At 59.5% G+C, this 24,040-nt stretch carries 25 protein-coding genes and 1 riboswitch; of the genes, 11 read left to right on the plus strand and 14 right to left on the minus strand.

Annotation, left to right across the window (positions count from 1 at the left end; all coding sequences use genetic code 11):
• Positions 1-145 precede the first annotated feature (145 nt).
• Genes E3W21_RS06740 through E3W21_RS06760 form a run of 5 tightly spaced genes read right to left on the minus strand, consistent with a single transcriptional unit; the run spans position 146 to position 4,223 of the window.
• Complete coding sequence (locus tag E3W21_RS06740) at positions 146-787, minus strand: urea amidolyase associated protein UAAP2 (RefSeq protein WP_134418862.1); 642 nt, start codon at positions 785-787, stop codon at positions 146-148.
• An 11-nt stretch (positions 788-798) separates the two neighbouring features.
• A complete protein-coding gene (locus tag E3W21_RS06745; protein ID WP_129441906.1) occupies positions 799-1,524 on the minus strand; it encodes an urea amidolyase associated protein UAAP1 in 726 nt (241 codons plus the stop codon).
• 14 nt (positions 1,525-1,538) lie between these two features.
• A complete protein-coding gene (locus E3W21_RS06750; protein ID WP_134418863.1) occupies positions 1,539-2,327 on the minus strand; it encodes an ABC transporter ATP-binding protein in 789 nt (262 codons plus the stop codon).
• On the minus strand, positions 2,324-3,139 hold the full coding sequence (locus E3W21_RS06755; RefSeq protein WP_134418864.1) for an ABC transporter permease: 816 nt from the start codon (positions 3,137-3,139) through the stop codon (positions 2,324-2,326). Before E3W21_RS06755 ends, E3W21_RS06750 begins: the two co-directional genes overlap by 4 nt.
• 16 nt (positions 3,140-3,155) lie before the next feature.
• Positions 3,156-4,223, minus strand: a complete 1,068-nt coding sequence (locus E3W21_RS06760; RefSeq protein WP_134418865.1) for a putative urea ABC transporter substrate-binding protein — start codon at positions 4,221-4,223, stop codon at positions 3,156-3,158.
• 63 nt (positions 4,224-4,286) lie between these two features.
• Positions 4,287-4,387: riboswitch (guanidine-I (ykkC/yxkD leader) on the minus strand.
• Between the two features lie 277 nt (positions 4,388-4,664).
• On the opposite strand from E3W21_RS06760, the gene E3W21_RS06765 reads away from it, so the two are divergent.
• On the plus strand, positions 4,665-4,907 hold the full coding sequence (locus E3W21_RS06765; RefSeq protein WP_134418866.1) for a hypothetical protein: 243 nt from the start codon (positions 4,665-4,667) through the stop codon (positions 4,905-4,907).
• Between the two features lie 167 nt (positions 4,908-5,074).
• The gene (locus E3W21_RS06770; RefSeq protein WP_134418895.1) at positions 5,075-5,503 is read left to right on the plus strand and encodes a hypothetical protein; all 429 of its coding nucleotides are present in this window, start codon (positions 5,075-5,077) and stop codon (positions 5,501-5,503) included.
• A gap of 60 nt (positions 5,504-5,563) precedes the next feature.
• On the opposite strand, the gene E3W21_RS06775 is transcribed toward E3W21_RS06770, so the two are convergent.
• Positions 5,564-6,667 (minus strand): enoyl-CoA hydratase/isomerase family protein, encoded by a 1,104-nt coding sequence (locus tag E3W21_RS06775; protein WP_134418867.1) that lies wholly within the window; start codon positions 6,665-6,667, stop codon positions 5,564-5,566.
• Positions 6,668-6,799: 132 nt separating this feature from the next.
• Here E3W21_RS06775 and ung point away from each other — a divergent pair, with 132 nt between their 5' ends.
• Positions 6,800-7,492, plus strand: a complete 693-nt coding sequence (gene ung, locus E3W21_RS06780; RefSeq protein ID WP_129441919.1) for a uracil-DNA glycosylase — start codon at positions 6,800-6,802, stop codon at positions 7,490-7,492.
• A gap of 119 nt (positions 7,493-7,611) precedes the next feature.
• On the opposite strand, the gene E3W21_RS06785 is transcribed toward ung, so the two are convergent.
• The 5 genes from E3W21_RS06785 to E3W21_RS06805 all read right to left on the minus strand — a co-directional run bounded on the left by E3W21_RS06785 (position 7,612) and on the right by E3W21_RS06805 (position 13,047).
• Positions 7,612-8,652, minus strand: coding sequence for an AbrB family transcriptional regulator (locus tag E3W21_RS06785; RefSeq protein WP_134418868.1), 1,041 nt, complete (start codon positions 8,650-8,652; stop codon positions 7,612-7,614).
• Positions 8,645-10,159 (minus strand): tripartite tricarboxylate transporter permease, encoded by a 1,515-nt coding sequence (locus E3W21_RS06790; protein ID WP_129441923.1) that lies wholly within the window; start codon positions 10,157-10,159, stop codon positions 8,645-8,647. The genes E3W21_RS06785 and E3W21_RS06790 overlap by 8 nt, the downstream gene beginning before the upstream one ends.
• A gap of 1 nt (position 10,160) precedes the next feature.
• The gene (locus E3W21_RS06795) at positions 10,161-10,619 is read right to left on the minus strand and encodes a tripartite tricarboxylate transporter TctB family protein (protein WP_134418869.1); all 459 of its coding nucleotides are present in this window, start codon (positions 10,617-10,619) and stop codon (positions 10,161-10,163) included.
• Between the two features lie 59 nt (positions 10,620-10,678).
• Positions 10,679-11,656, minus strand: coding sequence for a tripartite tricarboxylate transporter substrate binding protein (locus E3W21_RS06800; protein WP_129441926.1), 978 nt, complete (start codon positions 11,654-11,656; stop codon positions 10,679-10,681).
• Between the two features lie 98 nt (positions 11,657-11,754).
• The gene (locus tag E3W21_RS06805; protein ID WP_134418870.1) at positions 11,755-13,047 is read right to left on the minus strand and encodes an OprD family porin; all 1,293 of its coding nucleotides are present in this window, start codon (positions 13,045-13,047) and stop codon (positions 11,755-11,757) included.
• A 235-nt stretch (positions 13,048-13,282) separates the two neighbouring features.
• Here E3W21_RS06805 and E3W21_RS06810 point away from each other — a divergent pair, with 235 nt between their 5' ends.
• Positions 13,283-13,954: a response regulator gene (locus E3W21_RS06810; protein WP_123366793.1), complete on the plus strand. Its 672-nt coding sequence runs from the start codon at positions 13,283-13,285 to the stop codon at positions 13,952-13,954.
• On the plus strand, positions 13,947-15,332 hold the full coding sequence (locus tag E3W21_RS06815) for a sensor histidine kinase (protein ID WP_134418871.1): 1,386 nt from the start codon (positions 13,947-13,949) through the stop codon (positions 15,330-15,332). The genes E3W21_RS06810 and E3W21_RS06815 overlap by 8 nt, the downstream gene beginning before the upstream one ends.
• Positions 15,333-15,458: 126 nt before the next feature.
• Here the strand turns inward: E3W21_RS06815 and E3W21_RS06820 are convergent, their stop codons facing one another.
• Positions 15,459-16,280, minus strand: a complete 822-nt coding sequence (locus E3W21_RS06820; protein ID WP_129441932.1) for an HDOD domain-containing protein — start codon at positions 16,278-16,280, stop codon at positions 15,459-15,461.
• 34 nt (positions 16,281-16,314) lie between these two features.
• The gene (locus tag E3W21_RS06825; protein ID WP_134418872.1) at positions 16,315-17,256 is read right to left on the minus strand and encodes a folate-binding protein YgfZ; all 942 of its coding nucleotides are present in this window, start codon (positions 17,254-17,256) and stop codon (positions 16,315-16,317) included.
• Between the two features lie 149 nt (positions 17,257-17,405).
• On the opposite strand from E3W21_RS06825, the gene E3W21_RS06830 reads away from it, so the two are divergent.
• On the plus strand, positions 17,406-17,660 hold the full coding sequence (locus E3W21_RS06830; protein WP_033054070.1) for a succinate dehydrogenase assembly factor 2: 255 nt from the start codon (positions 17,406-17,408) through the stop codon (positions 17,658-17,660).
• Positions 17,644-18,096 (plus strand): protein YgfX, encoded by a 453-nt coding sequence (locus tag E3W21_RS06835; RefSeq protein WP_129441936.1) that lies wholly within the window; start codon positions 17,644-17,646, stop codon positions 18,094-18,096. Before E3W21_RS06830 ends, E3W21_RS06835 begins: the two co-directional genes overlap by 17 nt.
• On the opposite strand, the gene nadB is transcribed toward E3W21_RS06835, so the two are convergent.
• Positions 18,065-19,681: an L-aspartate oxidase gene (gene nadB, locus E3W21_RS06840; protein WP_033054068.1), complete on the minus strand. Its 1,617-nt coding sequence runs from the start codon at positions 19,679-19,681 to the stop codon at positions 18,065-18,067. The genes E3W21_RS06835 and nadB overlap by 32 nt on opposite strands.
• Positions 19,682-20,239: 558 nt before the next feature.
• Here nadB and rpoE point away from each other — a divergent pair.
• The 4 genes from rpoE to E3W21_RS06865 all read left to right on the plus strand — a co-directional run bounded on the left by rpoE (position 20,240) and on the right by E3W21_RS06865 (position 24,013).
• Positions 20,240-20,821, plus strand: a complete 582-nt coding sequence (gene rpoE, locus E3W21_RS06845) for an RNA polymerase sigma factor RpoE (RefSeq protein WP_007944079.1) — start codon at positions 20,240-20,242, stop codon at positions 20,819-20,821.
• 30 nt (positions 20,822-20,851) lie between these two features.
• Positions 20,852-21,439, plus strand: coding sequence for a sigma-E factor negative regulatory protein (locus tag E3W21_RS06850; protein ID WP_033054066.1), 588 nt, complete (start codon positions 20,852-20,854; stop codon positions 21,437-21,439).
• A gap of 8 nt (positions 21,440-21,447) precedes the next feature.
• On the plus strand, positions 21,448-22,404 hold the full coding sequence (locus tag E3W21_RS06855) for a MucB/RseB C-terminal domain-containing protein (RefSeq protein WP_134418873.1): 957 nt from the start codon (positions 21,448-21,450) through the stop codon (positions 22,402-22,404).
• A 181-nt stretch (positions 22,405-22,585) separates the two neighbouring features.
• On the plus strand, positions 22,586-24,013 hold the full coding sequence (locus E3W21_RS06865; RefSeq protein ID WP_134418874.1) for a DegQ family serine endoprotease: 1,428 nt from the start codon (positions 22,586-22,588) through the stop codon (positions 24,011-24,013).
• Positions 24,014-24,040 lie beyond the last annotated feature (27 nt).

Consider the following 24,040-nt stretch of genomic DNA (forward strand, 5'->3'; position numbering starts at 1 on the left):
TCAGTCGACATTAATGTTGAATGTGACGGCCCCTTCGCGAGCAAGCCCGCTCCCACAGTAGATTTAGGGTGTTCTTACTGTTTGATGCACTGGCCTGAACGGGCCTGGCACAGGGCAAACAACCATCGACGTAACCGCACGAATTTCAGTTCCATACCAGCAGCTCCGCAGGGGTGGGGTTATAGGCATTGCATGGATTGTTCAGTTGCGGGCAGTTGGAGATCAGCACGATCACGTCCATCTCGGCCCGCAGGTCGACGTATTTGCCCGGCGCCGAAATCCCGTCTTCAAACGTCAGCCCGCCATCCACCGTGACCGGCACGTTCATGAAGAAGTTGATGTTCGGCCCGATGTCGCCCTTGCCCAGTCGTCCATCGTGAACGCAGGCCCGCAGGTAGTTGTCGCGGCAGCTGTGCATGTTGCGTTTCTCCAACGCGTAACGCACGGTGTTGCTCTCTTGTGCGCAGGCGCCGCCGAGGGTGTCGTGACGGCCGCAGGTGTCGGCGACGATGGTCAGCATCGGCTTGCCGAGGTTGGAATAAAGCACGCTGCCGGTGCTCAGGTAGACGCTGTTCTGTCGGCGCAACGTGCGTTGCACGTCGTAGCGCTCCTTTGGGTTGGCAACGCTGTAGAACAACGTGTCGACGGCCTGATTGCCTTCCAGATCGAGGATGCGCAAAGTCTGGCCAGCCTTGACTTCCATCAGCCACGGTTCGCCGGCCGGGATGGTGGCGCGGTAGACCGCAGCTTCTGGATGCTTTTGAGCGTTAGCGATTGCGAGTGACATGGCAGCGATCCTCAGGCGAACAGACGGTCGGTGTTGATGAAGCCGCGCTCGTTTTCCGGGCGCGAGGTGCGGCAGTGTTCGGCGACGCTGGCGTCAGCGTTCATCCAGCTCAACTTCAATGGTTTTGGCGCGTATTCAGGCGAAGGGTCCATCGGATGTTGCAGGGCGGTGAGCACCACCAGCGTGTCCATCGGCGCATACAACTCGATGTAGTCGCCGGCCCTGGAATTGCCTTCGACGAAGTGGAAATGCCCGGCCTCATCGACGTTCACCCGGCTAAACAAATTGAGCGTCATCAGCAGGTCGGAAAGGCCCAGCCCCCACTTGCCCAGCTCCACCAACAAGTTGTCGGTGCCGTTGCGGAAGAAGCCGTTGCGCAGTTCCTGATAGCGCCCCGCGCCGTATTTTTCAGCGACCTCTTCAGCACAGAGCACACCACCGAGGCTGTCGCTCCAGCCGCAGGTGTCAGCAGTGATGGCGGCCAGCACGCGACCCATGTCCGAGTACAGGCAATGGCCGGTGGTGAGCTTGGCGGTGTGTTGGCATTTGAGGCTGTCGGGCAGGTTCAGGCGTTCGGTTTTTTCATTGGCGTTGAGCAGCGTCAGGCTGACGTTGGCGCCGCCACGCAGGTCGGTCAGGCGCAGCAGTTGGCCGCGTTTCAGGACGAAGGAGCGATGACCGCCGCCGGGGAGCATTTCTTCGACGAAGGGCGGGAACAGTTGGGTCGAATCAGTCATGTGCAAAAGTCCTCTTAAGCGGTACGAAGCGTGCCTGCCAGCTCAGCCGGCAAGGCGTCGACGGCGGCGCGATGGGCGCGGCGGTCGCTGTTCAAAGGGATGTCGTAAGTGATGCGCGCGCCATAGGCGCCGGGGGCGTGCGGGTCGACGCGGACCTTGTCGAACACCAACAGGCGAGTGCCGAGGCTGAAGCCTTCGGACAGGTCGTGGGTGACCATGAACACCGTCAGTTGCGTCTCGCGCCACAGCTCCAGCAGCAGGCCATGCATGTCTTTGCGGATGCCTGGATCGAGGGCACCGAACGGTTCGTCGAGCAGCAACACGCGCGGTTTCATGATCAGCGCCTGGGCGATGGCCAGCCGTTGTTGCATGCCACCGGAGAGCTGCGCCGGGTACTTGTCCAGCGAATGGCCGAGGCCGACTTTGTGCAGCAGTACTGAGGCTTGTTCGCGTGCATCTTTTTTTGCGCTGCCGAACAACCGCCCGAGCAACGGTGAGCGCGGCAGTTCAAGGCCCAGGGCGACGTTGTCCAGCACGCTCAAGTGCGGGAACACCGAGTAACGCTGGAACACCACGCCACGGCTGGCATCCGGCTCGCCAGCCAAGGCCTGGCCATCCAACAGAATCTCGCCGCGACTGGCGCGTTCCTGGCCCAGCAATAGCCGCAGGAAGGTCGATTTGCCGCAACCCGACGCCCCGACGAGTGTGCAGAACTCACCTTCGTTGACGTTCAGGTTCAGCCCCTCGAGCACCACCTGATCGGCGTATTGCTGCCAGACGTTTTTTACCGTGATGAAGCTCATGCGCGGGCTCCCTCATACCAAGGGAACGCCCGTTGGGTCAGGCGTTTCAGGCCCCAGTCCATCAGCCAGGCGAGCAGGGTGATCCAGACCACATAGGGCAAAATCACGTCCATCGCCAGGTAACGGCGCACCAGGAAAATCCGGTAACCGAGGCCGTCGGTGGAGGCGATGGCTTCGGCGGCGATCAGGAACAACCACGCCGAGCCAAGCATCAGCCGCAGCGAGATCAGCAGCCGTGGCAGCAGTTGCGGCAGCACTACCCGCAGCATCAGCGTCCAGGTCGAGGCGCCGAGGGTCTGGGCTTTGATCAGCAACTCGACGGGGATTTCCCGGGCACGTTGCTCCAGATCACGGGCCAGGCACGGGGTGATGCCGATCACGATCAGCATCACTTTCGACAATTCCCCCAACCCGAACACGATGAACAGAATCGGCAGAATCGCCAGCGGCGGCACCATCGACAGCACCGTCAGCAACGGCGACAACGGCGCGCCAAACAGCGGCAAAGTCCCGGCGGCGATGCCCAGGCACAGCCCGGCCAGCGCACTGATGCCGAGGCCGATGGCCAGGCGTCGAAGGCTGGACGCGGTGTCTTGCCACAACACGTATTCACCGGTGCGGGTGTCGGCGGTAAACGCCAGGCGTTTCACCGCGTCAGTCATCTGCACGGCGCTCGGCAATAGCTTGTCGTTGGGGTTGTCCATCAGCCGCTCGGCCGAGCCCATGAAGTAGGCGAACAGCACCAGGGCGAAGGGCAGGATCACCAACAGCAGGCGACTCGGGCGATCCGGGTGGCGATTGATCAGGCGCATGGCCAGGTCCTCCTGATTACAGCTTCGCGTCGGCGGCCATCTGCACGTAGGTCGGGTCGAAGCGCAGCTTGAGGTTGGTTTTGTCGCCGCTGGTCACGCCATTGGCGAACGCCATGCCGACCGCGCTGGTGTCCTTTGCGCCTTCACCCAGCAAGCCGTGCTGGAACGAGAACTCGGCCACCTTGCGCATGGTTTCCGGCAGTTGCTTGCTGGTGGAAAACGCCAGGGCTTCTTTGGGGGTGGCGAACAATTTGGTGGTGTCCAGTTGCGACTGGAAACCGGTCAGATCGGTGCCGGAAGCTTTAGCCATGTGTTCGAGGGCGGCTTTGCTGGCGGCGTTTTTCGCGTTCATCAACTCGACCACTTCAAACCAGGCGCCGGTCAGCGCTTTTCCCAGCGCCGGGTTGTCTTTGAGAGTCGATGAGTTGACAACCATCATGTCCATGATTTCGCCGGGGATCTGGCTGGAGTTGAATACTTCGGTCACCGCAGGCTTGGCCTTGATGTCCGAAAGCATCGGGTTCCAAGTGGTGACAGCGTTGACCTGATCGGTGTTGAAGGCCGCCGATATGTCGGCGTCGGAGGTGTTGACCACTTTCAGGTCTTTTTCGGTGAGATCGACCGAATCCAGCGCCCGGGCCAGCAAGTAGTGGGAGACAGAGAGTTCCACCAGATTGACGTCCATGCCTTTGAGGTCGGTGACTTTCTTACCGTCGCCCTTGAGCACGATGCCGTCGTTGCCGTTGGAGAAATCGCTGACGATCAGCGCGGTGCTGTCGACGCCACCGGCCGCCGGAATGGTCAGCGCGTCCATGTTGGTCATGGTGCAGCCGTCGAATTGGCCGGCGGTGTATTGGTTGATGGATTCGACATAGTCATTGAGCTGCACCACATCAATCTTGATGCCGTACTTCTTTGCCCATTTGTCGACGATGCCTTGGCTGCCAGCGTATTCCCAGGGCATCCAGCCGGCGTAGATGGTCCAGCAGACGCTGAAGTGGTCTTTTTGTGCGGCCTGGGACGAAACGCTTACGAGGGCTGCGAATGCAGCGGCGAGCAGGGCGGGTAAACGAAGCTTGAGCATGGGTGGTTCTCCAGTTGATCAAGGGCGGGGCAGGAGTCAACGCGGCACCGTGAACGGTGGCTTGTCTCCCGGGCTTTTGTCCCGCCGTGTAACCTCAACTGGAGGTCGCCAACTCTCGGACCAGCCACTCGCCTTAGCGAGCCGGAACCCTAGTCAGCCATTGCAAATTGTGGTGCCGCGAACCTGTGATGACTCCTGCACGTCTTTGCTAAAGCGAGAGCCGTGCCAAGTCGGCTTGAGCCGTCTGGCCTGCGGCATTGCGCGATTGGCGCTTATGGACGGGGAGAAATACTTGCCTTGTGATGGTGCGCCGGCGCACCGCAATGGGACGTATCGGCCGCCGATCTGAAGGTTGGCGTCGCCCGGCACTCGATGGAGCATTGCCAGTCAAAACAAGTGTCAGCCGGCCTGTTCCGGCTGTGGGTCTTTCAGGAGGCCGCCATGTTTCGTCGACTGTTGCTTGGTGTTTTTCTGGGCCTTGGGCTATCCGGCTGCTACTACTACGCCGGTGGCTACGATGCGTATTCCGCGCCTTATTACTACCCCGGTTACTCGCCCTATTCCTACTATTACGGACCGCGTTATTACTATGGTCCGCGCTTTTATGGCGGCTATCGCTACTACTATTGGGGCGGGCATTCACCACGTTATTACGGAGGTGGATATCGTGGTGGTCACCCTTAGTCAGCGGGTGAATGGATGAAAAACCTTTCATCGGCGACTTGTTTCAATGTGTTTCAGGAACGCACCAGATTTGGAAAACGATGTCTGATCTTTCGACAGTCACCGAATAATTGACTGTCGCCTGCCAGCGTCGCTGGTGTGGCTCACTCGCGGTCCAGGAGGCCGCCATGTATCTGCGAATTCTTCTGATTGCTGTATTGGGATTGTCTCTTGGTGCATGCGTGCCTTATTCCGATGGAGGAGCCAGCTACTACAGTTCCGAGGTCTATTCCTCGCCAGCCTATTATGACGGCGGACCTTACTATTCAGGCGGCGGCGGTTATTACACGCAACCACGCCGGTACTACGCACCGCCAGCGCGGTATTACCAGCCAACACCGCGGTATTACTACCAGCCGCGGGTTTATCAACCTGCACCACGCTATTACCAGCCGCAACGAGGCGACTATCGGGCCCATCAGAATGAGGGTTGGGACGGCCGTAACCGTGGCGGTTGGAACAACGACTACCGTGGCGATGGTGGACGCAATAATCACGGCGGACGGGGCGACCACAACGGTCGCGGTGATCACGATGGCCGAGGCGGCCACCGTTAAACACTCATAAAAAAAGCGGCGCATGAAGCACCGCTTTTTTATGCCCGGCTTTCAGTATTCCTACAGATCGGCCAGGGGATGCCGGCCTTCCCAGGCCTTGTGGAAATGCGCGTCTACCACTGCATCCGGCAGATTATTGATGTCTGGCCAGTGCCAATGAGGTTTTTGATCCTTGTCGATCAACCGTGCGCGCACGCCTTCGCTGAACTCAGGATGACGGCAGCAGTTGAGGCTCATGGTGTATTCCATCTGAAAGACTTGAGCCAGCGACATGTGCCGGGCGCGGGCGATCTGTTCCCACACCAGATGAGCGGTCAGGGGCGAGCCTTCGCTCATGGTTTTCGCGGCACGGCTGAGCAGCAGATCCGTGTTGTCGCGCAGCTGGCTGATGGCCTTCCAGGCGCAGCGCACGTCACTGACATCCAGCAGCTCATCGATTTGCTGGCGTCGTGGCAGCCACTGGGCTTCGGGCATTTGCGCGATGGCTTCCTGTTGCAAGGCCTTGAGCAGGCTGTTCAGCTGCATCGGCGTCTGTTCCTGCCAGTTCAACTGCAGCAGGCCTTCCATCAACTCTTCCTGCTGCTCATCGAGCAGGAAGCGGTCGGCCAGGTCGAGATCGATCGCATCGCGACCGTTCATATGGGCGCCGGTCAGGCCGAGAAACAATCCGAGCTTGCCGGGCAGGCGCGACAGAAACCAACTGGCCCCGACATCCGGGTACAAACCAATACTGATCTCCGGCATCGCCAACCGGCTGCTCGGCGTGACAATCCGGATGTTCGACCCTTGCAGCAGTCCCATGCCGCCGCCGAGCACATAGCCATGCCCCCAGCAGATCAGCGGTTTAGGGTAAGTGTGCAGATTGAAGTCCAGGCGATATTCCGCCGCAAAGAAATGCGCTGCCAGCGGCGGCACTTCGCCGGGATGGGCGCGACAGGCTTCCACCAGGCTGCGTACTTCGCCACCGGCGCAAAAGGCTTTGGCGCCGTTGCCGCGCAACACGACGCAGACGATTTGTGGCTCTTTGGCCCAGGCGTCCAGTTGATCGCGCAAAGCGTTGATCATCGGCAAGGACAGGGCATTGAGGGAGTTTTCGGCATCCAGGCTGGCGACTCCGATGCGTGCGCCGTCGGTGCCAGTGAGTTCTTCGAAGTGCAAATTCATCGTGACCTCGATCGGGAATTTGAGCGTTCAGTATGATCGCTGTACAGGAAAGTGCCGGATCTGCGTCAGATCAATTGACAAGCGTGATGGGCTTTCCTAGGGTTCGCCCCATTGTTTTTGCCGGATGTAACCATGACTGCTGACGACCGTATCAAACTCGAACCGAGCTGGAAGGAGGCACTGCGTGCCGAGTTCGACCAGCCCTACATGGCAGAGTTGCGTAACTTCCTGCAAGAGGAGCGCGCGGCCGGCAAGGAAATCTACCCTCCCGGACCGATGATTTTCAACGCGCTCAATTCGACGCCGCTGGATAAAGTCAAAGTCGTCATCCTCGGCCAGGACCCGTACCACGGTCCGGGACAGGCCCACGGCTTGTGCTTTTCGGTGCAACCGGGCGTACCGGCGCCGCCGTCGCTGGTGAACATCTATAAAGAGTTGAAACGCGATCTGAACATCGACATCCCGACCCACGGTTGCCTGCAAAGCTGGGCTGACCAGGGCGTGCTGATGATCAACACCACCATGACCGTGGAACGCGCCAACGCCAATGCGCACAAGGACAAGGGCTGGCAGTTTTTCACCGATCGGATCATTGAAGTGGTCAGCGAACATCAGCCGCATCTGGTGTTCATGCTGTGGGGCGCCCATGCGCAGAGCAAGCAGAAACTGATCGATGCCACCAAGCATCTGGTGCTGACGTCGGTGCATCCGTCACCGTTGTCCGCCTATCGAGGCTTCCTCGGGTGCGGGCACTTCAGCCGAACCAATAAGTATCTTGAGCAGAATGGCGAGACGCCGATCGAGTGGCGGTTGCCGCCAGTTTGATGCGTTGACCGAGTTGGCCCCTTCGCGAGCAAGCCCGCTCCCACATTTGACCGAGTTGTCCAGGCATACACGGTTTAATGTGGGAGCGGGCTTGCTCGCGATGGGGTCGACTCGGTCTGTTAGACAGAATCCGGCACCCGATTCCAATACTTGAACAACGGTTCCGCCAGAAACAACACAAACAACAGCCGCATCACCTGCATCGCCGTCACCAGCGGCACCGACAACTGTAATGTCTCTGCCGTCAGGCTCATCTCCGCAATCCCGCCGGGCATCATGCCGAGCGTCAACGAGCGCAAATCCAGGTGGGTCAGCGCACTCAACCCCAATGCCGCCAGTGTGGCGATCAACATGGTCAGCACCGTGCCGATCAAGGTCCGCCCCATAAAAGAAGGCGCACGCCGGAAAAACTGCCGATTGAAGTGACACCCCAACCCGCTGCCAATCAGCCATTGGCCGATCTGGCTGCCGCCGTTGGGCAAGCCGATGTGCAGGTCCCAGCCGATACTCACCGCTGCACTCACCAGCAACGGCCCGAACAGCCACGGATTGGGTTGACGCAGACGCTCCCAGAGCCAGGCGGCGAGGGCGCCCGTCGGGAACAGAAGTGCCAGCCAGCGCCAATCAACGGAAGTGGCATGGGACAGCGGTGCACCGTCACCCAACAAATACTTGAACGCCGCCGGCACACAAAGCACCACCACCAACACCCGCAGACTTTGCCCCGCCGCAACACGACTGAGCACCGCGCCGTTACGCGCGCCGAGGTTGACCATCTCCCCGGAGCCGCCGGGCATGCTGGAAAAGAACGCGGTGGCGCGATCTTCACCGGTACGCCGCATCAACCAGACCCCGACCACGGCCGACAGGCTGGTGACCAACGCACCGAAGAAGATCAGACCGAAGTGGCTCAGCACCTGCTCCATCACCACCGGGGTGAAGTGCAGACCGATACCGATGCCGACAATCCACTGGCCGCACTTGCGGCCGCCAGGGATTTCCGCCAATTGCCAGGGTGTCAGGCAACGCACCAGGATGATCGCCAGCAACGAGCCGACCATCCACGGCAGTGGCCAGCCGATCTGGCTGGCCAGGTAACCGCCCAGCAGACCGACCAGCGGAGTTCCCCACCAGGCTTTGAAGGGTGTTCGATCAGACATCGGCGATGGCGCGACGGGCGACCGAACGTTTGCGCCAGATTCGGATGATCGGCATCAGGAGCATGATCGCGGTCAGTACCCAGCAGCCGAAGGTGATCGGGCTCGACCAGAGGATTTCCAGCGCACCATTCGAAATCGACAGGGCGCGACGCAGGTTCTGCTCCATCAGGCCGCCGAGAATGAAGCCCAGCAGGACCGGCGATAACGGGAAGTCCAGCTTGCGCAGGATGTAACCGAAGATGCCGATGCCGATCATCAGGAACAAGTCGAAGGTTGTGGCATGCACCGCGTAGACGCCGATCCCGGTGATGATCGCAATCACTGGTACCAGCGCCCAGTTCGGCACGGCAAGGATGCGGGTGAAGATGCGGATCATCGGAATGTTGAGGATCACCAGCATCACGTTGGCGACGAACAACGAAGCGATCAGGCCCCAGACAATGTCCGGTTGCTGTTGGAACAACAGCGGACCCGGGGTGATGTTGTACAGCGACAGCGCGCCGATCATCACCGCCGTGGTGCCCGAACCTGGAACACCGAGGGTCAGCATTGGCACCAGGGCACCGCAGGCTGCGCCGCCGATGGCGGTTTCCGGCGCCGCGAGGCCGCGCATGTCGCCCTGGCCGAAGGTGCCTTTGGCGCCGGCGATACGTTTCTCGGTCATGTAAGCCACGGCGCTGGCCAGCGTTGCGCCGGCACCCGGCAACACGCCCATGATGAAGCCCAGCACGCCGCAACGAATGTTCACCACGAACACTGCCGAGGCTTCCTTGAAGTTGAACATCATGCGGCCGGTGGCTTTCACCGCTTCCTGGCCGTGATGGGTTTTTTCCAGCAGCAGGAGGATTTCACTGATGGAGAACAGGCCCAGCACCAACACAACGAATTGAATGCCGTCGGTCAGGTGGATGTTGTCCCCGGTGAAACGGTACACGCCGCTGTTGGCATCGATCCCGACGCTCGACAGAAACAACCCGATCAACGCGGCAATAAAGGTTTTCAGCGGTCGGTCACCGGCCATGCCGCCCAGGCAGACAATCGCAAACACCATCAACACGAAATATTCGGCCGGGCCAAAGGCAATCGCCCATTTCGCCAGCAACGGGGCGAACAGCACCATGCCGCAGGTGGCGATGAACGCACCGATAAACGAACTCCACGCCGACAGCGACAAAGCTACACCGGCCAGACCCTTGCGGGCCATCGGGTAACCGTCGAGGGTGGTCATGACGGTGGAGGCTTCGCCCGGAATGTTCAGCAGGATCGAGCTGATCCGGCCGCCGTATTCACAACCCAGGTACACCGCCGCCAGCAGAATCAGCGCCGACTCCGGTGGCAGACCGAGGGCGAACGCGATCGGGATCAGCAGCGCCACGCCGTTGATCGGGCCCAGGCCCGGCAACAGGCCGACCACGGTGCCGATGAGGGTGCCGCAGAGCGCAGTCACCAGGTTGTACGGGGTCAGCGCAACGCCAAACCCTTGTCCCAAATAGCCAAGAGTATCCATATCAGTTCTCCAGAACGTCGAGCACGCCCAACGGCAGTGGCACGTCCATCACCTTGTCGAACAGCAAGTAAAGGCCGACAGCCATCAGGCTGATGATCACCACACTGGGCAACCAACGGCCGCCGTACAGGCGCGCCATCGGGATACCGATCAGGATGCTCGCGACAATGAAGCCAAGGGGTTCGAAGGTGCCCGCGAACACCAGCAACAGCACCACGCAGATGCCGATTTTGGTCAGGGTTTCGCGGTCCATCGGCGGTTCGTCAGGGTTGTGCTTGATCGGTGCGGGACGAAACACCATGTACAACAGCGCCAGGCCCATCAGCCCGAGCATCAACAACGGGAAGGCCCGAGGCCCCACCGGTTCGTAGGAAAAAGCCGCTTGGTACGGCCACGCCATCAGCGCCAGGCCAATACAGGCCAGCAACAGCACCGAAGCAAAAATGCGTTGTAAGAGCATGGGAAACTCCTGTGCCGCAGCCCCGCGCAAACGGGGCCGCAGCCGCTAGACAGAGGCGATCACTGAATCAGGCCGAACTCTTTGGCCAGCACTTTGTAGTCCGCAACCTGCTTCTTCACGTAGGTGTCCAACTCCGGGCCGGTCATGGCGAACGGGAAGAGCTCACGTTGATCGCGAAGCTTGGCGAATTCCTCGGAAGCCAGCAGCTTGTCGAAAGCGTCTTTCCACCAGGCGTAGTCTTCGTCGCTGACCTTTGGCCCGAGGTAGAAGCCCCGAACCACTGGCCAGACGATGTCGTAGCCTTGTTCTTTGGCGGTCGGAATGTCTTTCATTTCCGGCTCGTCCAGACGCTTCTCGGAGAACACAGCCAGCAGGCGCATGTCACCGCTCTGGATGTGCGGCATGGAGTCGGAGATGTCGGTGCTGCCGACCTGGATGTGGCCGCCGAGCAGGGCGGTGGCGATTTCACCACCGCCTTCGAGGGCGACGTAACGCAGGTCGCGCGGGTTGATCCCGGCAGCCTTGGCGATCAGGGCGGTCTGCATCCAGTCCTGGCTGCCGACGGTGCCGCCGGAGCCGATCACCACTTTGCTCGGATCTTTCTTCAACGCCTGAACCAGATCGTCCAGAGTCTTGTAAGGCGAATCGCTTTTCACCGCGATGGCGCCGTAGCTTGTTCCAACCGCCGCCAGCCAGCGCACGGCGCTTTCATCGAAACGACCGAATTTGCCTTGGGCCAGGTTCAACAGCGAACCGCTGGACCACGCCACCAACGTGCCAGCGTCGGCTGGACGCTGAGCGACCACCGCGTTGTACGCCACCGCGCCGACACCGCCGGGCATGTAGGTCACGCGCATCGGTTTGGTCAGCAGTTTCTGATTCACCAGCGCGCTTTGCGCCAGCTTGCAGGTCAGGTCGAAACCGCCGCCGGGCGAGGCCGGGGCGATGCATTCCGGACGTTTGGGTTCAGCGAGCAATTGGCCGGCGAACAGCAGGGCGCTGGCGGTGAGAGCAAACTTACGCAGTGACAAATTCATTGGATTCTCCACAGATTTTTTGTTGTATGGATATGTAGGAGCTGCCGAAGGCTCGGGCCGCGTTCGGACGATCTTTTTGGCTTCGGCGGTTCAATCAATTACCAAAGGGCAACGCTATAGCTCACCAGCAGACGCACTTCATCGGCATCGCGAGCGGAGTAATTGGAACGGTAAGTGGCATTACGCAGGCGCACGGCAACATCCTTGAGCGCGCCGCTTTGTACGACGTATTTGATTTCGGTGTTGCGTTCCCACTCTTTGCCTTCGTCACCGTTCTTGAGCTTGATGTTGTCACCGCTCACGTAACGGCTCATGAAACTCAGGCCGGGGATGCCGAGTTTGGCGAAGTCGTAGTCGTAGCGTGCCTGCCAGGAATGTTCTTCGGCACCCGCAAAGTCGTTGATCTGCACGAAGTTGACTAGATACGGGTCACTGCCATCGACGTACGGGAACGCGCTGTCGCCGGACATGTGCTGGTAGCCGGCGCTGAATTTATGCCCGCTCAATGCGTAGCTCACCAGGCCGTTGAGGGATTTGTTGTCAATCTTGCCGCCACGGGCCGCGCCCTGGTCATCACTGATGGCCAGGCGCAGATCGGTGCCGAAAGTGCCGGGGCCGAACGGTTGCGAAGCGACAACACCGAGGAAGTGCTGGTTGTAGACTTCATCAAGTTGCGCGAAGTGGTAGCTGCCGGTGATTTTGTCGGTGAACTTGTAGTCCAGGCCGCCAAAGTCAAAATGCTTGCCGGCGGCCGTGCCAGCAAAACGGCTGTTCTTGTTGTTGAGGGCAATGTCCTCGAAGTCGGTGCTGTCGCGGTCCTTGGCTTTCTCCAGACGCCCGCCGGTGAAGGTCAGGTTCTTGATCTCTTTGGAGGTCAGCAGGCCGCCTTCGAAGGTCTGCGGCAGGATGCGCCCGTCGTTGGACTTGAGGATCGGCAGTTCCGGAATCAGGCTGCCGATTTTCAGTTCGGTGGCGGAGATTTTTACTTTGCCGGTCAGGCCCAGCTTGGAGTACTCATCGGCGGCGCGACCGTCGTCGTGGGTCGGTAACAGGCCGGTGCCAGTGCGGTCGGGACTCGAATCGAGTTTGACCCCCAACATGCCCAGCGCATCGACACCGAACCCCACGGTACCGTCGGTGTAGCCCGATTGCAGATTGAGCATGAAGCCCTGGGCCCATTCGTCACGCTTGGATTGCTGGGCGCTGGTGCCGTCGCGAAAGTCGCGGTTGAAATACATGTTGCGGGTTTCGAGTGTTGCCGTACTGTCTTCGAAGAAGGCAGCCTGACTCAACGGCGAAAAGCCGGCGAGGGCGGCGGCACTGGCAAGGGCGGTGTGGCTGAGGCGGGGAAAACGAACAGGCGGACGAGCCTGTGGCTGCATGGACAGCATCTTGAAGTACTCCGTTTATTGTTCTTATTGGCGAAAACGCTTCGAGGCGTTTTTCGTATCGCTATGTGCGGTAGCGCACGGCAGTCGAAACTGTCCGTGGCTGGACTCTAACCGGCCAACCTTTCGCTAACCTTTCAGAAGACTTTCACGGTTTTCGGGCTTCACAGCGGCGGTTGCGGCTGTAAACTCCGCGCCAAACAATGGCATCGACCATCCCTGAATGAGGTAAAGATCCATGCGTGTTCTGCTCGTCGAAGACCACCTGCAGCTCGCCGAAAGTGTCGCCCAGGCGCTCAAGAGCACCGGGCTGACCGTGGATGTGCTGCACGACGGCGTGGCGGCGGACCTGGCGTTGAGTAGCGAGGAATACGCCATGGCGATCCTCGACGTCGGGCTGCCACGCATGGATGGCTTCGAAGTGCTGGCGCGCCTGCGGGCGCGGGGCAAGAACCTGCCGGTGTTGATGTTGACCGCCCGCAGCGATGTCAAGGATCGGGTCCACGGCCTGAACCTCGGCGCTGACGATTACCTGGCCAAACCTTTCGAACTGACCGAACTCGAAGCCCGGGTCAAAGCCTTGTTGCGCCGCAGTGTGCTCGGTGGTGAGCGCCAGCAGCGCTGCGGTGTGCTGGCCTATGACCTGGACACTCGGCGCTTCACCCTCGGTGAAGAATTGCTGACCCTGACCTCTCGCGAGCAGGCAGTGCTCGAAGCCCTGATCGCCCGTCCCGGTCGGGTGATGAGCAAGGAACAACTGGCCTCGCAAGTCTTCGGTCTGGACGAAGAGGCCAGCCCCGACGCCATCGAGATCTATGTCCATCGCCTGCGCAAGAAGCTCGACGGCCAACCGGTCGTCATCGTGACCTTCCGCGGTCTCGGCTACTTGCTGGAAAGCCGCGATGCATAAGCCCAGCAGCCTGCGCTGGCGGTTGCTGTGGAATCTGGCGTTGTTGCTGGTGGTGTTGATGCTGGCCAGTGGTTTGAGCGCTTACTGGAACGGTCGCGAAGCGGCCGACACCGCCTATGACCGGACCTTGCTGGCCTCGGCGCGGACCATCGCTGCCGGTGTCTCCCAGCGCGACGGCTCGCTGAGCGCTGACGTACCGTACGTGGCCCTCGACACCTTCGCCTACGACAGCGCAGGACGGATTTTTTACCTGGTCAACGACATCAATCAGAAACTGATCTCGGGCTACGAAAACCTGCCACCGCCGCCGCCGGGAACGCCGCGCACCGATGACTATCCGGCACTGGCGCGTTTCTATAACGCCAAGTACCAAGGGCAGAACGTGCGCGTGGTGAGCCTGCTCAAACCCGTGAGCGACCCGAACATGAACGGCATGGCGGAAATCCGCGTGGCGGAAACCGATGAAGCGCGGGTCAGCATGGCCCGCAGCCTGGCAGCGGACACGTTACTGCGTCTGGGCATGCTGGCGGTGGGTGCGTTGTTGCTGGTGTGGTTTGCGGTCAGCGCCGCGTTGCGTCCGCTGGAACGCTTGCGCACTGCGGTGGAAGAGCGTCAATCGGACGATCTGCGGCCATTGCCGTTGGTGGAAGTGCAGCACGAATTGTGGCCGCTGGTGCGCGCGCTCAATCACTTTACCGAGCGCCTACGCGGGCAGTTCGAGCGTCAGGCGCAGTTCATCGCCGATGCCGCCCATGAGCTGCGTACTCCCCTGGCGGCGCTCAAGGCACGACTGGAACTGGGTTTGCGCTCGACTGAACCCGAAACCTGGCGCAGTACGTTGGAAACCGTCGCCCAAGGCACGGATCGTTTGACCCACCTTGCCAATCAATTGCTCTCGCTGGCACGGGTCGAAAATGGTGCCCGGGCCATCGCCGAGGGCGGCGCGCAGTTGCTTGACCTCAGCCAGCTGGCTCGCGAACTCGGCATGGCCATGGCACCGCTCGCCCACGCACGCGGTGTGGCGCTGGCGCTGGAAGCGGACGAACCGGTGTGGTTGCGCGGCGAGCCAACGCTGTTGAACGAACTGTTGAGCAATCTGGTGGATAACGCGTTGGCCCATACACCGTCGGGTGGCAACGTGATTCTTCGGGTCACGGCACCGGCCGTGCTGGAGGTCGAGGATGACGGCCCGGGCATTCCTCTTGAAGAGCGTGATCGGGTGTTCGAGCGCTTTTACCGGCGTAACCAGCAGGTGGCCGGTTCGGGGTTGGGGCTGGCGATTGTCGGTGAGATCTGCCGCGCACACCTGGCTCAAATCAGCCTGCACGATGGCGAACAGGCCGGGTTGAAGGTGCGGGTGAGTTTTATCGCCGGGTAGTTTTTTGGTGTCTGGGCTGACCCCTTCGCGAGCAAGCCCGCTCCCACATTTGATCGCATTTTTCCATGAAGAACTCGGTCAAGTGTGGGAGCGGGCTTGCTCGCGAAGGGCGCGCTACGGTCTCGACTAATAAAACATCGACCGCGATTCTTCCAGATCCCGACACATCGCCTCGTTCTCCGGATCAATCCCCAGCTTTTTGAACGCCGGCACGCTGAATGCGTCGATGCGGGCGAGGGGATGGTCGGTGTCCTTGTGGCAATACAGGCTGGCCACTTGCACCAGATCGACATAGTCGACCCGCTCGGACTGTCGATTGAAGTCCAGATAAAGCCCCGGCACCTGTACCAGCATTTCCGGAAACTCCCAGACCCTAAGCAGTTTGTCGCCGAGCAGTGGATGAATGTGATCGATCACATGGTTGAGGCTGACCGGGTCAGACAGCAGTTCATAGTGATCTTCGGCGTAGGTCAGGATCGGCAACACACCGATCTGATGCACCAGTCCGCCAAGGGCTGCCTGATCGGGCTTGAGTTGCGTGTACCTGCGGCACAATGCATAGCTGATCCCGGCGATTTCCAGGCTTTTGCGCCAGACTTCGCGCATTTTCTGTTCCACCACCTCGGAGCGGGCATTAAAAATCTGCTCCATGACCAGACCGATGGCCAGGTTGCTGCTGTAATTGACGCCCAGTCGAGTGATTGCCGTGTGCAGGTCAGTGACTTCCTGGGTCGCACGCAACAGTGGACTATTGACCACTTTGATCAGACGCGCCGACAACGCGGTATCGCGGCCGATCACTTTGCTCAGGGTGCTGACGCTGATTTCCGGGTCTTCAGCGGCCTTGCGAATCTGCAGGGCCACTTCCGGTAACGTTGGCAGAACCAGGTCGTCGTTATCGATGGCCTCAACCAAATCCTGTTGGACCTTTTCCGCCAGCTCGCTCATTTCGTTTCTCTAGGTGTTGCGACAAGTGCTGCTGTTAGCGCTGGATTTCGCGATCGCGATCCAGTGGGTACGGCAGGTCGAGCAGGTGCAGGGCTGGCCCTTCGAGCGCGCCCAGATGGATATCACCCCCTTCTGCTGCTTCGGCTTGCAGCACGGCCAGGAGTTCAATGTTTTGCTCGGCGCGGGCGGCCAGCACCACTTCACCGATGGAACTGCCATGGGTCGGGGAGAACAGTGGCGTACCAGGTTCAGGCAGCTCGTTGGCATCCAGTTTCAGGCGATACAAGCGGCGCTTGAGTTTGCCCAGGTACTGCATGCGCGCGACGATTTCCTGGCCGGTGTAGCAACCTTTCTTGAAGCTCACGCCACCCACGGCTTGCAGATTGAGCATCTGCGGGATGAACAACTCGCGAGTGCTCGACATGACCTGACCGATCCCTGCGCGGATCTGGCCCAACAGCCATTGATTCAGATCGCCTTCGGCCAATACGGCGGACAGCTTGCCCTTGATAAGGTCGGCCTTGTCAGCGGCGACCCAGAGTTCGGCGCGGTCCGGCGAGACGCGAATGGCGATCAAGCCGTCATTGCGCGCGACGCTGTCGGTGTCGGTCGGAAGCTCAAGACCGAGGCTGATCATTGCCGCATCATCATGGTCGATACCGAAGCGGACCCAGGCAGCGCTTTCATCGGTCAGTTTTGACTTGGAAAACACTGCGTACTTTTTCAGGTCAGCCAGTTGCGGTTCCAGCAGTTCGGTGGCCATGGCCATCAGAACGCCGTCGCCTTCCAGCAGGATGCGGAAACTCGACTGCATCCGGCCCTTCTGCGTGCAGCGGGCGCCGAGGCTGGCCTGGGTGTCACTCAGGTAATTGAGGTTGCAGGTCAATTGGCCTTGCAGGAATTTACTGGCATCCGCGCCGCGTACTGCGAGAACGCCTTCGTGAGACAGGGTGCAGAAAAAAGCAGAATCGGCCATGGGTCATCGCAGGGTAAAGAGTCTGGGGGACATCATAAGGGGGCGCTCTTGAAATGGGTAGTTCACAAAGGATCGTTGGTGGCCGACCAAAGCCGAGTGTTCGACTGTGCCTGGGGCTGTATACTTGCCGCCTATTTGAGGAGCGCTCCATGGTCGAAGATGTTGAACTGAATCGCCTCTACTGGCACAGCCGCCGCGGCATGCTTGAGCTTGACGTGTTGCTGGTGCCGTTCGTGAAAGAGGTCTATCCGCACCTCAATGATGTCGACCGCGATTGCTACCGCAGGCTGCTCGAATGCGAAGATCAGGACATGTTCGGCTGGTTCATGGAACGCGCCGAATCGGAAGATCCGGAGCTTCAACGCATGGTTCGCATGATTCTGGATCGTGTCCAGCCCAAGTAATGCGTTCGAATGCCGCTGGCATGCCTCACGGCAATTGCTGGCGGCGTATCTCTTGGCCCAGCTGTTCGCGCTGGGTTCGCTGTTCCTTCTCTCAATACCGGTCTGGGCCAGTCTGCTCGGCGCTTTTTGCTGTCTGGCTCATGGCGTTTGGGCGTTGCCGCGTCAGATTCTGCTGACACACCCTCAGGCATTTCGCGGCTTGCGTCGCAATGCAGATGGCTGGCAGTTGTGGAATCAGGAGGAAGGTTGGCAATCGGTGCAGCTACGACCGGACAGTCTGGCGCTACCTTTGCTCGTTGTGCTGCGTTTTCGTCTGCGGGGTGAGCGGCGGGTCAGGGCGATTTGTGTGCCCCGTGACTCGCAGGCGGCGGATCTGCACCGGCGCCTGCGGGTTCGGCTCACGTTCAGTCGACGTAGGTGGGCGGCACCAGAATAGTGTCCAGGGCAACCGGCAGCATGTTTGGATAGTCGAGGGTGTAATGCAGGCCGCGACTTTCCTTGCGTTCCATGGCGGACTGGATCATCAGCTCGGCCACTTGGGCCAGGTTACGCAATTCGATCAAATCGCGACTGACCTTGTAGTTGCTGTAGAACTCGTCGATTTCGTCCAGCAACAACCGCACGCGGTGCTGTGCCCGTTGCAAGCGCTTATTGGTGCGCACGATGCCGACATAGTCCCACATGAATCGCCGCAGTTCGTCCCAGTTGTGCGCAATGATCACGTCCTCATCGGAGTCGGTGACCTGGCTCGCATCCCAGACGGGCAGGGCGATCGGAACCGAAACCTGCGGCAGCTGCTCAAGAATGTCCGCCGCCGCCGAACGCGCGTAAACGAAACACTCGAGTAACGAGTTGCTGGCCATGCGGTTGGCGCCGTGCAGGCCGGTGAAGCTGGTTTCGCCAATGGCATATAGCCCCGGCACGTCGGTGCGACCCTGCTGATCGACCATCACGCCGCCGCAGGTGTAGTGCGCCGCCGGAACCACCGGAATCGGTTGCTTGGTGATGTCGATGGAGAATTCGAGGCAGCGTTCGTACACCGTCGGGAAGTGAGTCTTGATGAACGCTTCCGGCTTGTGGCTGATGTCCAGATAGACACAATCGACGCCCAGGCGCTTCATTTCATGGTCGATGGCCCGGGCGACGATGTCGCGTGGGGCCAGCTCGGCGCGAGGGTCGAAGCGTTGCATGAAGCGTTCGCCGTTGGGCAGTTTCAGGTGTGCGCCTTCGCCGCGCAGGGCTTCGGTGATCAGGAAACTCTTGGCTTGCGGGTGATACAGGCAAGTGGGGTGGAACTGGTTGAATTCCAGGTTCGCCACCCGGCAGCCCGAACGCCAGGCCATGGCAATGCCATCACCGCAGGCGCCGTCGGGGTTGCTGGTATAGAGATAGACCTTTGCTGCGCCGCCCGATGCGAGGATCACAAAGCGTGCACCGTAGGTGTCGACTTCACCGGTCCCGCGATTGAGGACGTAGGCGCCGAGGCAGCGATCACCTTCAAGGCCCAGGCGCTTTTCGGTGATCAGGTCGACCGCGACCCGCTGCTCCAGCAGTTCGATGTTCGGTCGTTGCCTGGCCTTGTCGAGCAAGGTTCTGAAAATCGCTGCGCCCGTGGCATCGGCGGCATGGATGATGCGCCGATGGCTGTGACCGCCTTCGCGGGTCAGGTGGAACTCGAATCCGCCATCTTCGGTGCCGGACTGTTCATCGCGGGTGAAAGGCACACCTTGGTCGATCAGCCATTGAATCGCCTCTTTACTGTGCTCGACGGTAAAGCGCACGGCGTCTTCGTGGCACAGGCCGCCGCCAGCATTGAGGGTGTCATCGACATGTGATTCAACGGTGTCGGTGTCATCCAGGACGGCAGCGACGCCACCCTGGGCCCAGAAAGTCGAGCCATTGGCGAGGTCGCCTTTGCTCAGTACGGCGATGCGCAAATGACCGGGCAAGGTCAGCGCAAGGCTCAAGCCGGCAGCACCGCTGCCAATTACCAGAACATCGTGTTGAAACTGTTGGCTCATTTCAGGATTCCGCTCAAAGCGACCCGGGTCGGGGTTGGCGCAAGACACCTGGATCGGCGAGTCAAGACAGCCACACAGCCCACTAGTATATAGAGGGGGGGAGCGGCACAATAGCGAGCACACATGGCATTGTGAAACTACTGTGACGGAAAATACCTGACGCTTCGTCGGATGGTTTTTCGGTCGGTTTGGCGACAAGACGACTGTATCAGCGATTTAACAGTCTTTTTCTATTCACGGTTGCACAATGTCGGTTCTGCGCAGCTATAAATATTTGGAACTTTTGCCAAAGGCCCAAGATCAATAGACCGTTACCTGATTCAAGGGACAGTGTCGGCTTCAACGCGGGATCTGTGATTTGATCCTTGCCGGCGAATCCGATGACTAGATTATTCGCGCAGCCGGGTTGACCCGCGCTGCGCTTTTCGTGCGTGCCAAATCAGAGCCCGCAGGAAACTTGCTTGGAGGGGGAGAACTTTTGCGAAAAGCCCGAGTCTATGTTTGCAAGTCTGGTTGTTTAGTTATGCAAGCCTCCTCCGAGCTTATCGAGGAGTGTTCATGCTAACCCAGGAAGAGGATCAGCAGCTGGTCGAACGCGTTCAGCGCGGCGACAAGCGAGCTTTCGATCTGCTAGTGCTGAAATACCAGCACAAAATTCTCGGGTTGATCGTGCGTTTCGTGCACGACACCCATGAAGCCCAGGATGTGGCGCAGGAAGCCTTTATCAAGGCGTACCGTGCACTTGGAAATTTTCGCGGGGACAGCGCGTTTTATACGTGGCTTTACCGCATCGCCATCAACACGGCGAAAAACTATCTGGTTTCACGCGGCCGTCGGCCGCCGGATAGCGATGTCAGTTCCGAGGATGCAGAGTTCTACGATGGCGATCATGGCCTCAAGGATCTCGAGTCGCCAGAACGTGCATTGCTGCGGGATGAGATCGAAGGCACCGTCCATCGAACCATTCAGCAACTGCCAGAAGATTTGCGTACGGCTTTAACTTTACGTGAATTCGATGGTCTGAGTTACGAGGACATTGCGGCCGTCATGCAATGTCCGGTGGGTACCGTGCGCTCCCGGATTTTCCGCGCTCGGGAAGCCATCGATAAAGCCCTGCAGCCGTTGTTGCAGGAAAACTGAGACAGCGGCGACAGCCAAGAGAGGAACGCCATGAGTCGTGAAGCCCTGCAGGAATCGCTGTCCGCGGTGATGGATAACGAAGCGGACGAATTGGAATTGCGTCGGGTATTGAATGCCTTTGACGATGTTGAAACCCGTGATACCTGGGCTCGTTATCAAATCGCTCGGGCAGTTATGCACAAGGATTTGCTGCTTCCACGTCTGGATATCGCTGCGGCAGTCTCTGCTGCGCTGGCTGACGAAGCTGTACCTGCAAAAGCCTCCCGTGGTCCATGGCGCAGCCTGGGTCGTCTGGCGGTCGCTGCTTCGGTAACCCTCGCCGTACTGGCAGGTGTTCGTCTGTATAACCAGGACGAGATCGCCGGGGTCGAACTGGCTCAACAATCCAGTCAACCAGGTCTGGCCGTTCCTCAGGTCAAGGGTCCAGCTGTATTAGCAGGCTACAATGAGAGTTCGGAAGCCACTGGCCCTATGGCCAACGGCGTATTGCAAGGTCAGCCAGGCTGGCACGATCAGCGTCTGCCAGGCTACTTGCGCCAACATGCTCAACAGGCTGCACTGAAAGGTACTGAGAGCGCTCTGCCTTACGCTCGTGCAGCAAGTCTGGAAAACCGTTAAGGAGGATCATGCGCGCCATCCCTCTACTTACGCTTCTGCTCGGTGGCTGGTTTGTTGTTCCAGCCCATGCTGATGAAGCCCAGGACTGGTTGACCCGTCTGGGCCAAGCCGAGCAACAGCAAAGCTTTCACGGTACATTCGTCTACGAGCGTAACGGTAGTTTTTCTACCCATAACATCTGGCACCGCGTCCAGGATGGCAAGGTCCGCGAGCGGTTACTCCAGCTCGACGGCTCGGCACAGGAAGTCGTGCGCATTGATGGGCGTACTCAATGCGTCAGCGGCATTCTGATAGCAGGGCTTGGAGATTCCCCCAGCTCCGCTGCTCGTACACTCGATCCACAAAAACTAAAGAATTGGTATGACCTTGCCGTCATTGGCAAGTCGCGTGTGGCCGGGCGTGCGGCGGTGATCGTTTCACTGACGCCTCGCGATCAACACCGCTACGGTTTTGAATTGCATCTGGATAAAGAAACCGGCCTGCCTCTCAAATCATTGCTTCTGAATGAACGAGGGCAGTTGCTGGAGCGATTCCAGTTCACGCAACTGGATACCGCCGATGTTCCGTCCGACAGCGACTTGAAGCCTGGCGCCGATTGCAAAACTATTGCCCTCGACAGTGACAAGGCTTCTGCAATCAAGGCAGCGCAAGTCTGGCGTTCGGACTGGTTACCACCAGGTTTCGAGCTGACCAGCAGTACCTCCCGCAAGGATCCAGAGACCAAAACCCAAGTCAACAGCCTGATGTATGACGATGGTCTGGCCCGTTTCTCGGTTTTCCTTGAGCCGTTGAATGGCGCAACAATTACTGACACTCGCACCCAGTTGGGGCCGACCGTTGCAGTTTCCCGACGCTTGACTACCCCGCAAGGCGAGATGATGGTGACCGTGGTCGGTGAGATTCCGATTGGCACCGCCGAACGGATTGCGCTATCCATGCGCAGCGACGCCACTGCAACCAAGTAGTGAGCTGAAATCGAAATGTTTGGTGAGCATTTCAACTTGCAAATATCCCCGATTTTTTCTATAGGTCAGAGCCTCTCGGCTCTGGCCTTGTTTGTTGTTCCCGGAACAAAAATACCGGCGTATCGTTCCCGGTGTTCCTTGCTCCATATCGCTTAACCATGCTCGTCGTAACGGGAGCCGTATGTCGATACCACGCTTGAAACCTTATCTTTCTATTTTTGCCACCGTGCTGGTGCTTGGTCAGGCGGTCGCTGTTCAGGCGGCCGAGTTGCCTGACTTTACTCAGTTGGTCGAGCAGGCCTCGCCTGCGGTGGTAAACATCAGTACCACGCAGAAACTGCCGGACCGCAAAGTGTCGAGCGAGCAGATGCCTGACCTTGAAGGCTTGCCGCCAATGCTGCGCGAGTTCTTCGAACGCGGCATGCCACAGCCGCGTACGCCTCGCGGTGATCGTCAGCGTGAAGCCCAATCCTTGGGTTCGGGCTTCATCATTTCGCCTGATGGCTACATCCTGACCAATAACCATGTGATTGCCGATGCCGACGAAATTCTCGTTCGTCTCGCCGACCGCAGCGAATTGAAGGCCAAGCTGATCGGCACCGATCCACGTTCCGACGTGGCGCTGTTGAAAATCGAAGGCAAGGATCTGCCGGTCCTGAAACTCGGCAAATCCCAGGATCTGAAAGCCGGCCAGTGGGTCGTGGCGATTGGCTCGCCATTCGGTTTCGACCATACCGTGACCCAAGGTATCGTCAGCGCCATTGGTCGCAGCCTGCCGAACGAAAACTATGTGCCGTTCATCCAGACCGACGTGCCGATCAACCCGGGTAACTCGGGTGGTCCGCTGTTCAACCTGGCCGGTGAAGTGGTTGGCATCAACTCGCAGATCTACACCCGTTCCGGCGGCTTCATGGGCGTGTCGTTCGCGATCCCTATCGATGTCGCGATGGACGTTTCCAATCAGCTCAAAAGCGGCGGCAAAGTCAGCCGTGGCTGGTTGGGTGTGGTGATTCAGGAAGTGAACAAGGACCTGGCCGAGTCGTTCGGTCTGGAGAAGCCAGCCGGTGCGCTGGTGGCTCAGATCCAGGATGACGGCCCGGCTGCCAAGGGTGGTCTGCAAGTAGGGGACGTAATCCTGAGCATGAACGGCCAACCGATCGTCATGTCCGCCGATCTGCCACACCTGGTGGGCGCGCTGAAGGCCGGCTCGAAAGCTGATCTGGAAGTGATTCGTGAAGGTAAGCGCAAGAATGTCCAGTTGACTGTCGGCGCTATCCCGGAAGAAGGCAAAGAGCTGGATGCGCTGCCGAAATCCAGCACCGAGCGCAGCAGCAACCGGCTGGGTGTTTCCGTGGCCGAGCTGACTGATGAGCAGAAGAAAACCTATGACCTCAAAGGCGGCGTCGTGATCAAGGAAGTCCAGGACGGTCCTGCTTCTCTGATTGGCCTGCAGCCAGGCGATGTGATCACTCACCTGAATAATCAGGCAATCGGTTCCACCAAGGAGTTCACGGATATCGCCAAAGCGCTGCCGAAGAACCGCTCGGTGTCGATGCGGGTTCTGCGTCAAGGACGCGCCAGCTTCATCACCTTCAAACTGGCTGAATAATCCGGTTGTTGGCTGAATAAAAAACCG

It is taken from the genome of Pseudomonas sp. F01002, assembly GCF_004402115.1.
GTDB classification, from domain to species: domain Bacteria; phylum Pseudomonadota; class Gammaproteobacteria; order Pseudomonadales; family Pseudomonadaceae; genus Aquipseudomonas; species Aquipseudomonas frigoris.

Coding starts and splice junctions, on each gene's coding strand:
- E3W21_RS06795 (WP_134418869.1), bottom strand. CDS start 10,619: ATGCTCTTACAACGCATTTTTGCTTCGGTGCTGTTGCTGGCCTGTATT.
- E3W21_RS06850 (WP_033054066.1), top strand. CDS start 20,852: ATGAGTCGTGAAGCCCTGCAGGAATCGCTGTCCGCGGTGATGGATAAC.
- E3W21_RS06865 (WP_134418874.1), top strand. CDS start 22,586: ATGTCGATACCACGCTTGAAACCTTATCTTTCTATTTTTGCCACCGTG.
- E3W21_RS06830 (WP_033054070.1), top strand. CDS start 17,406: ATGGTCGAAGATGTTGAACTGAATCGCCTCTACTGGCACAGCCGCCGC.
- nadB (WP_033054068.1), bottom strand. CDS start 19,681: ATGAGCCAACAGTTTCAACACGATGTTCTGGTAATTGGCAGCGGTGCT.
- ung (WP_129441919.1), top strand. CDS start 6,800: ATGACTGCTGACGACCGTATCAAACTCGAACCGAGCTGGAAGGAGGCA.
- E3W21_RS06760 (WP_134418865.1), bottom strand. CDS start 4,223: ATGCTCAAGCTTCGTTTACCCGCCCTGCTCGCCGCTGCATTCGCAGCC.
- E3W21_RS06740 (WP_134418862.1), bottom strand. CDS start 787: ATGTCACTCGCAATCGCTAACGCTCAAAAGCATCCAGAAGCTGCGGTC.
- E3W21_RS06855 (WP_134418873.1), top strand. CDS start 21,448: ATGCGCGCCATCCCTCTACTTACGCTTCTGCTCGGTGGCTGGTTTGTT.
- E3W21_RS06800 (WP_129441926.1), bottom strand. CDS start 11,656: ATGAATTTGTCACTGCGTAAGTTTGCTCTCACCGCCAGCGCCCTGCTG.
- E3W21_RS06820 (WP_129441932.1), bottom strand. CDS start 16,280: ATGAGCGAGCTGGCGGAAAAGGTCCAACAGGATTTGGTTGAGGCCATC.
- E3W21_RS06785 (WP_134418868.1), bottom strand. CDS start 8,652: ATGTCTGATCGAACACCCTTCAAAGCCTGGTGGGGAACTCCGCTGGTC.
- E3W21_RS06765 (WP_134418866.1), top strand. CDS start 4,665: ATGTTTCGTCGACTGTTGCTTGGTGTTTTTCTGGGCCTTGGGCTATCC.
- E3W21_RS06745 (WP_129441906.1), bottom strand. CDS start 1,524: ATGACTGATTCGACCCAACTGTTCCCGCCCTTCGTCGAAGAAATGCTC.
- E3W21_RS06810 (WP_123366793.1), top strand. CDS start 13,283: ATGCGTGTTCTGCTCGTCGAAGACCACCTGCAGCTCGCCGAAAGTGTC.
- E3W21_RS06815 (WP_134418871.1), top strand. CDS start 13,947: ATGCATAAGCCCAGCAGCCTGCGCTGGCGGTTGCTGTGGAATCTGGCG.
- E3W21_RS06790 (WP_129441923.1), bottom strand. CDS start 10,159: ATGGATACTCTTGGCTATTTGGGACAAGGGTTTGGCGTTGCGCTGACC.
- E3W21_RS06805 (WP_134418870.1), bottom strand. CDS start 13,047: ATGCTGTCCATGCAGCCACAGGCTCGTCCGCCTGTTCGTTTTCCCCGC.
- E3W21_RS06770 (WP_134418895.1), top strand. CDS start 5,075: ATGTATCTGCGAATTCTTCTGATTGCTGTATTGGGATTGTCTCTTGGT.
- E3W21_RS06755 (WP_134418864.1), bottom strand. CDS start 3,139: ATGCGCCTGATCAATCGCCACCCGGATCGCCCGAGTCGCCTGCTGTTG.
- E3W21_RS06825 (WP_134418872.1), bottom strand. CDS start 17,256: ATGGCCGATTCTGCTTTTTTCTGCACCCTGTCTCACGAAGGCGTTCTC.
- rpoE (WP_007944079.1), top strand. CDS start 20,240: ATGCTAACCCAGGAAGAGGATCAGCAGCTGGTCGAACGCGTTCAGCGC.
- E3W21_RS06775 (WP_134418867.1), bottom strand. CDS start 6,667: ATGAATTTGCACTTCGAAGAACTCACTGGCACCGACGGCGCACGCATC.
- E3W21_RS06750 (WP_134418863.1), bottom strand. CDS start 2,327: ATGAGCTTCATCACGGTAAAAAACGTCTGGCAGCAATACGCCGATCAG.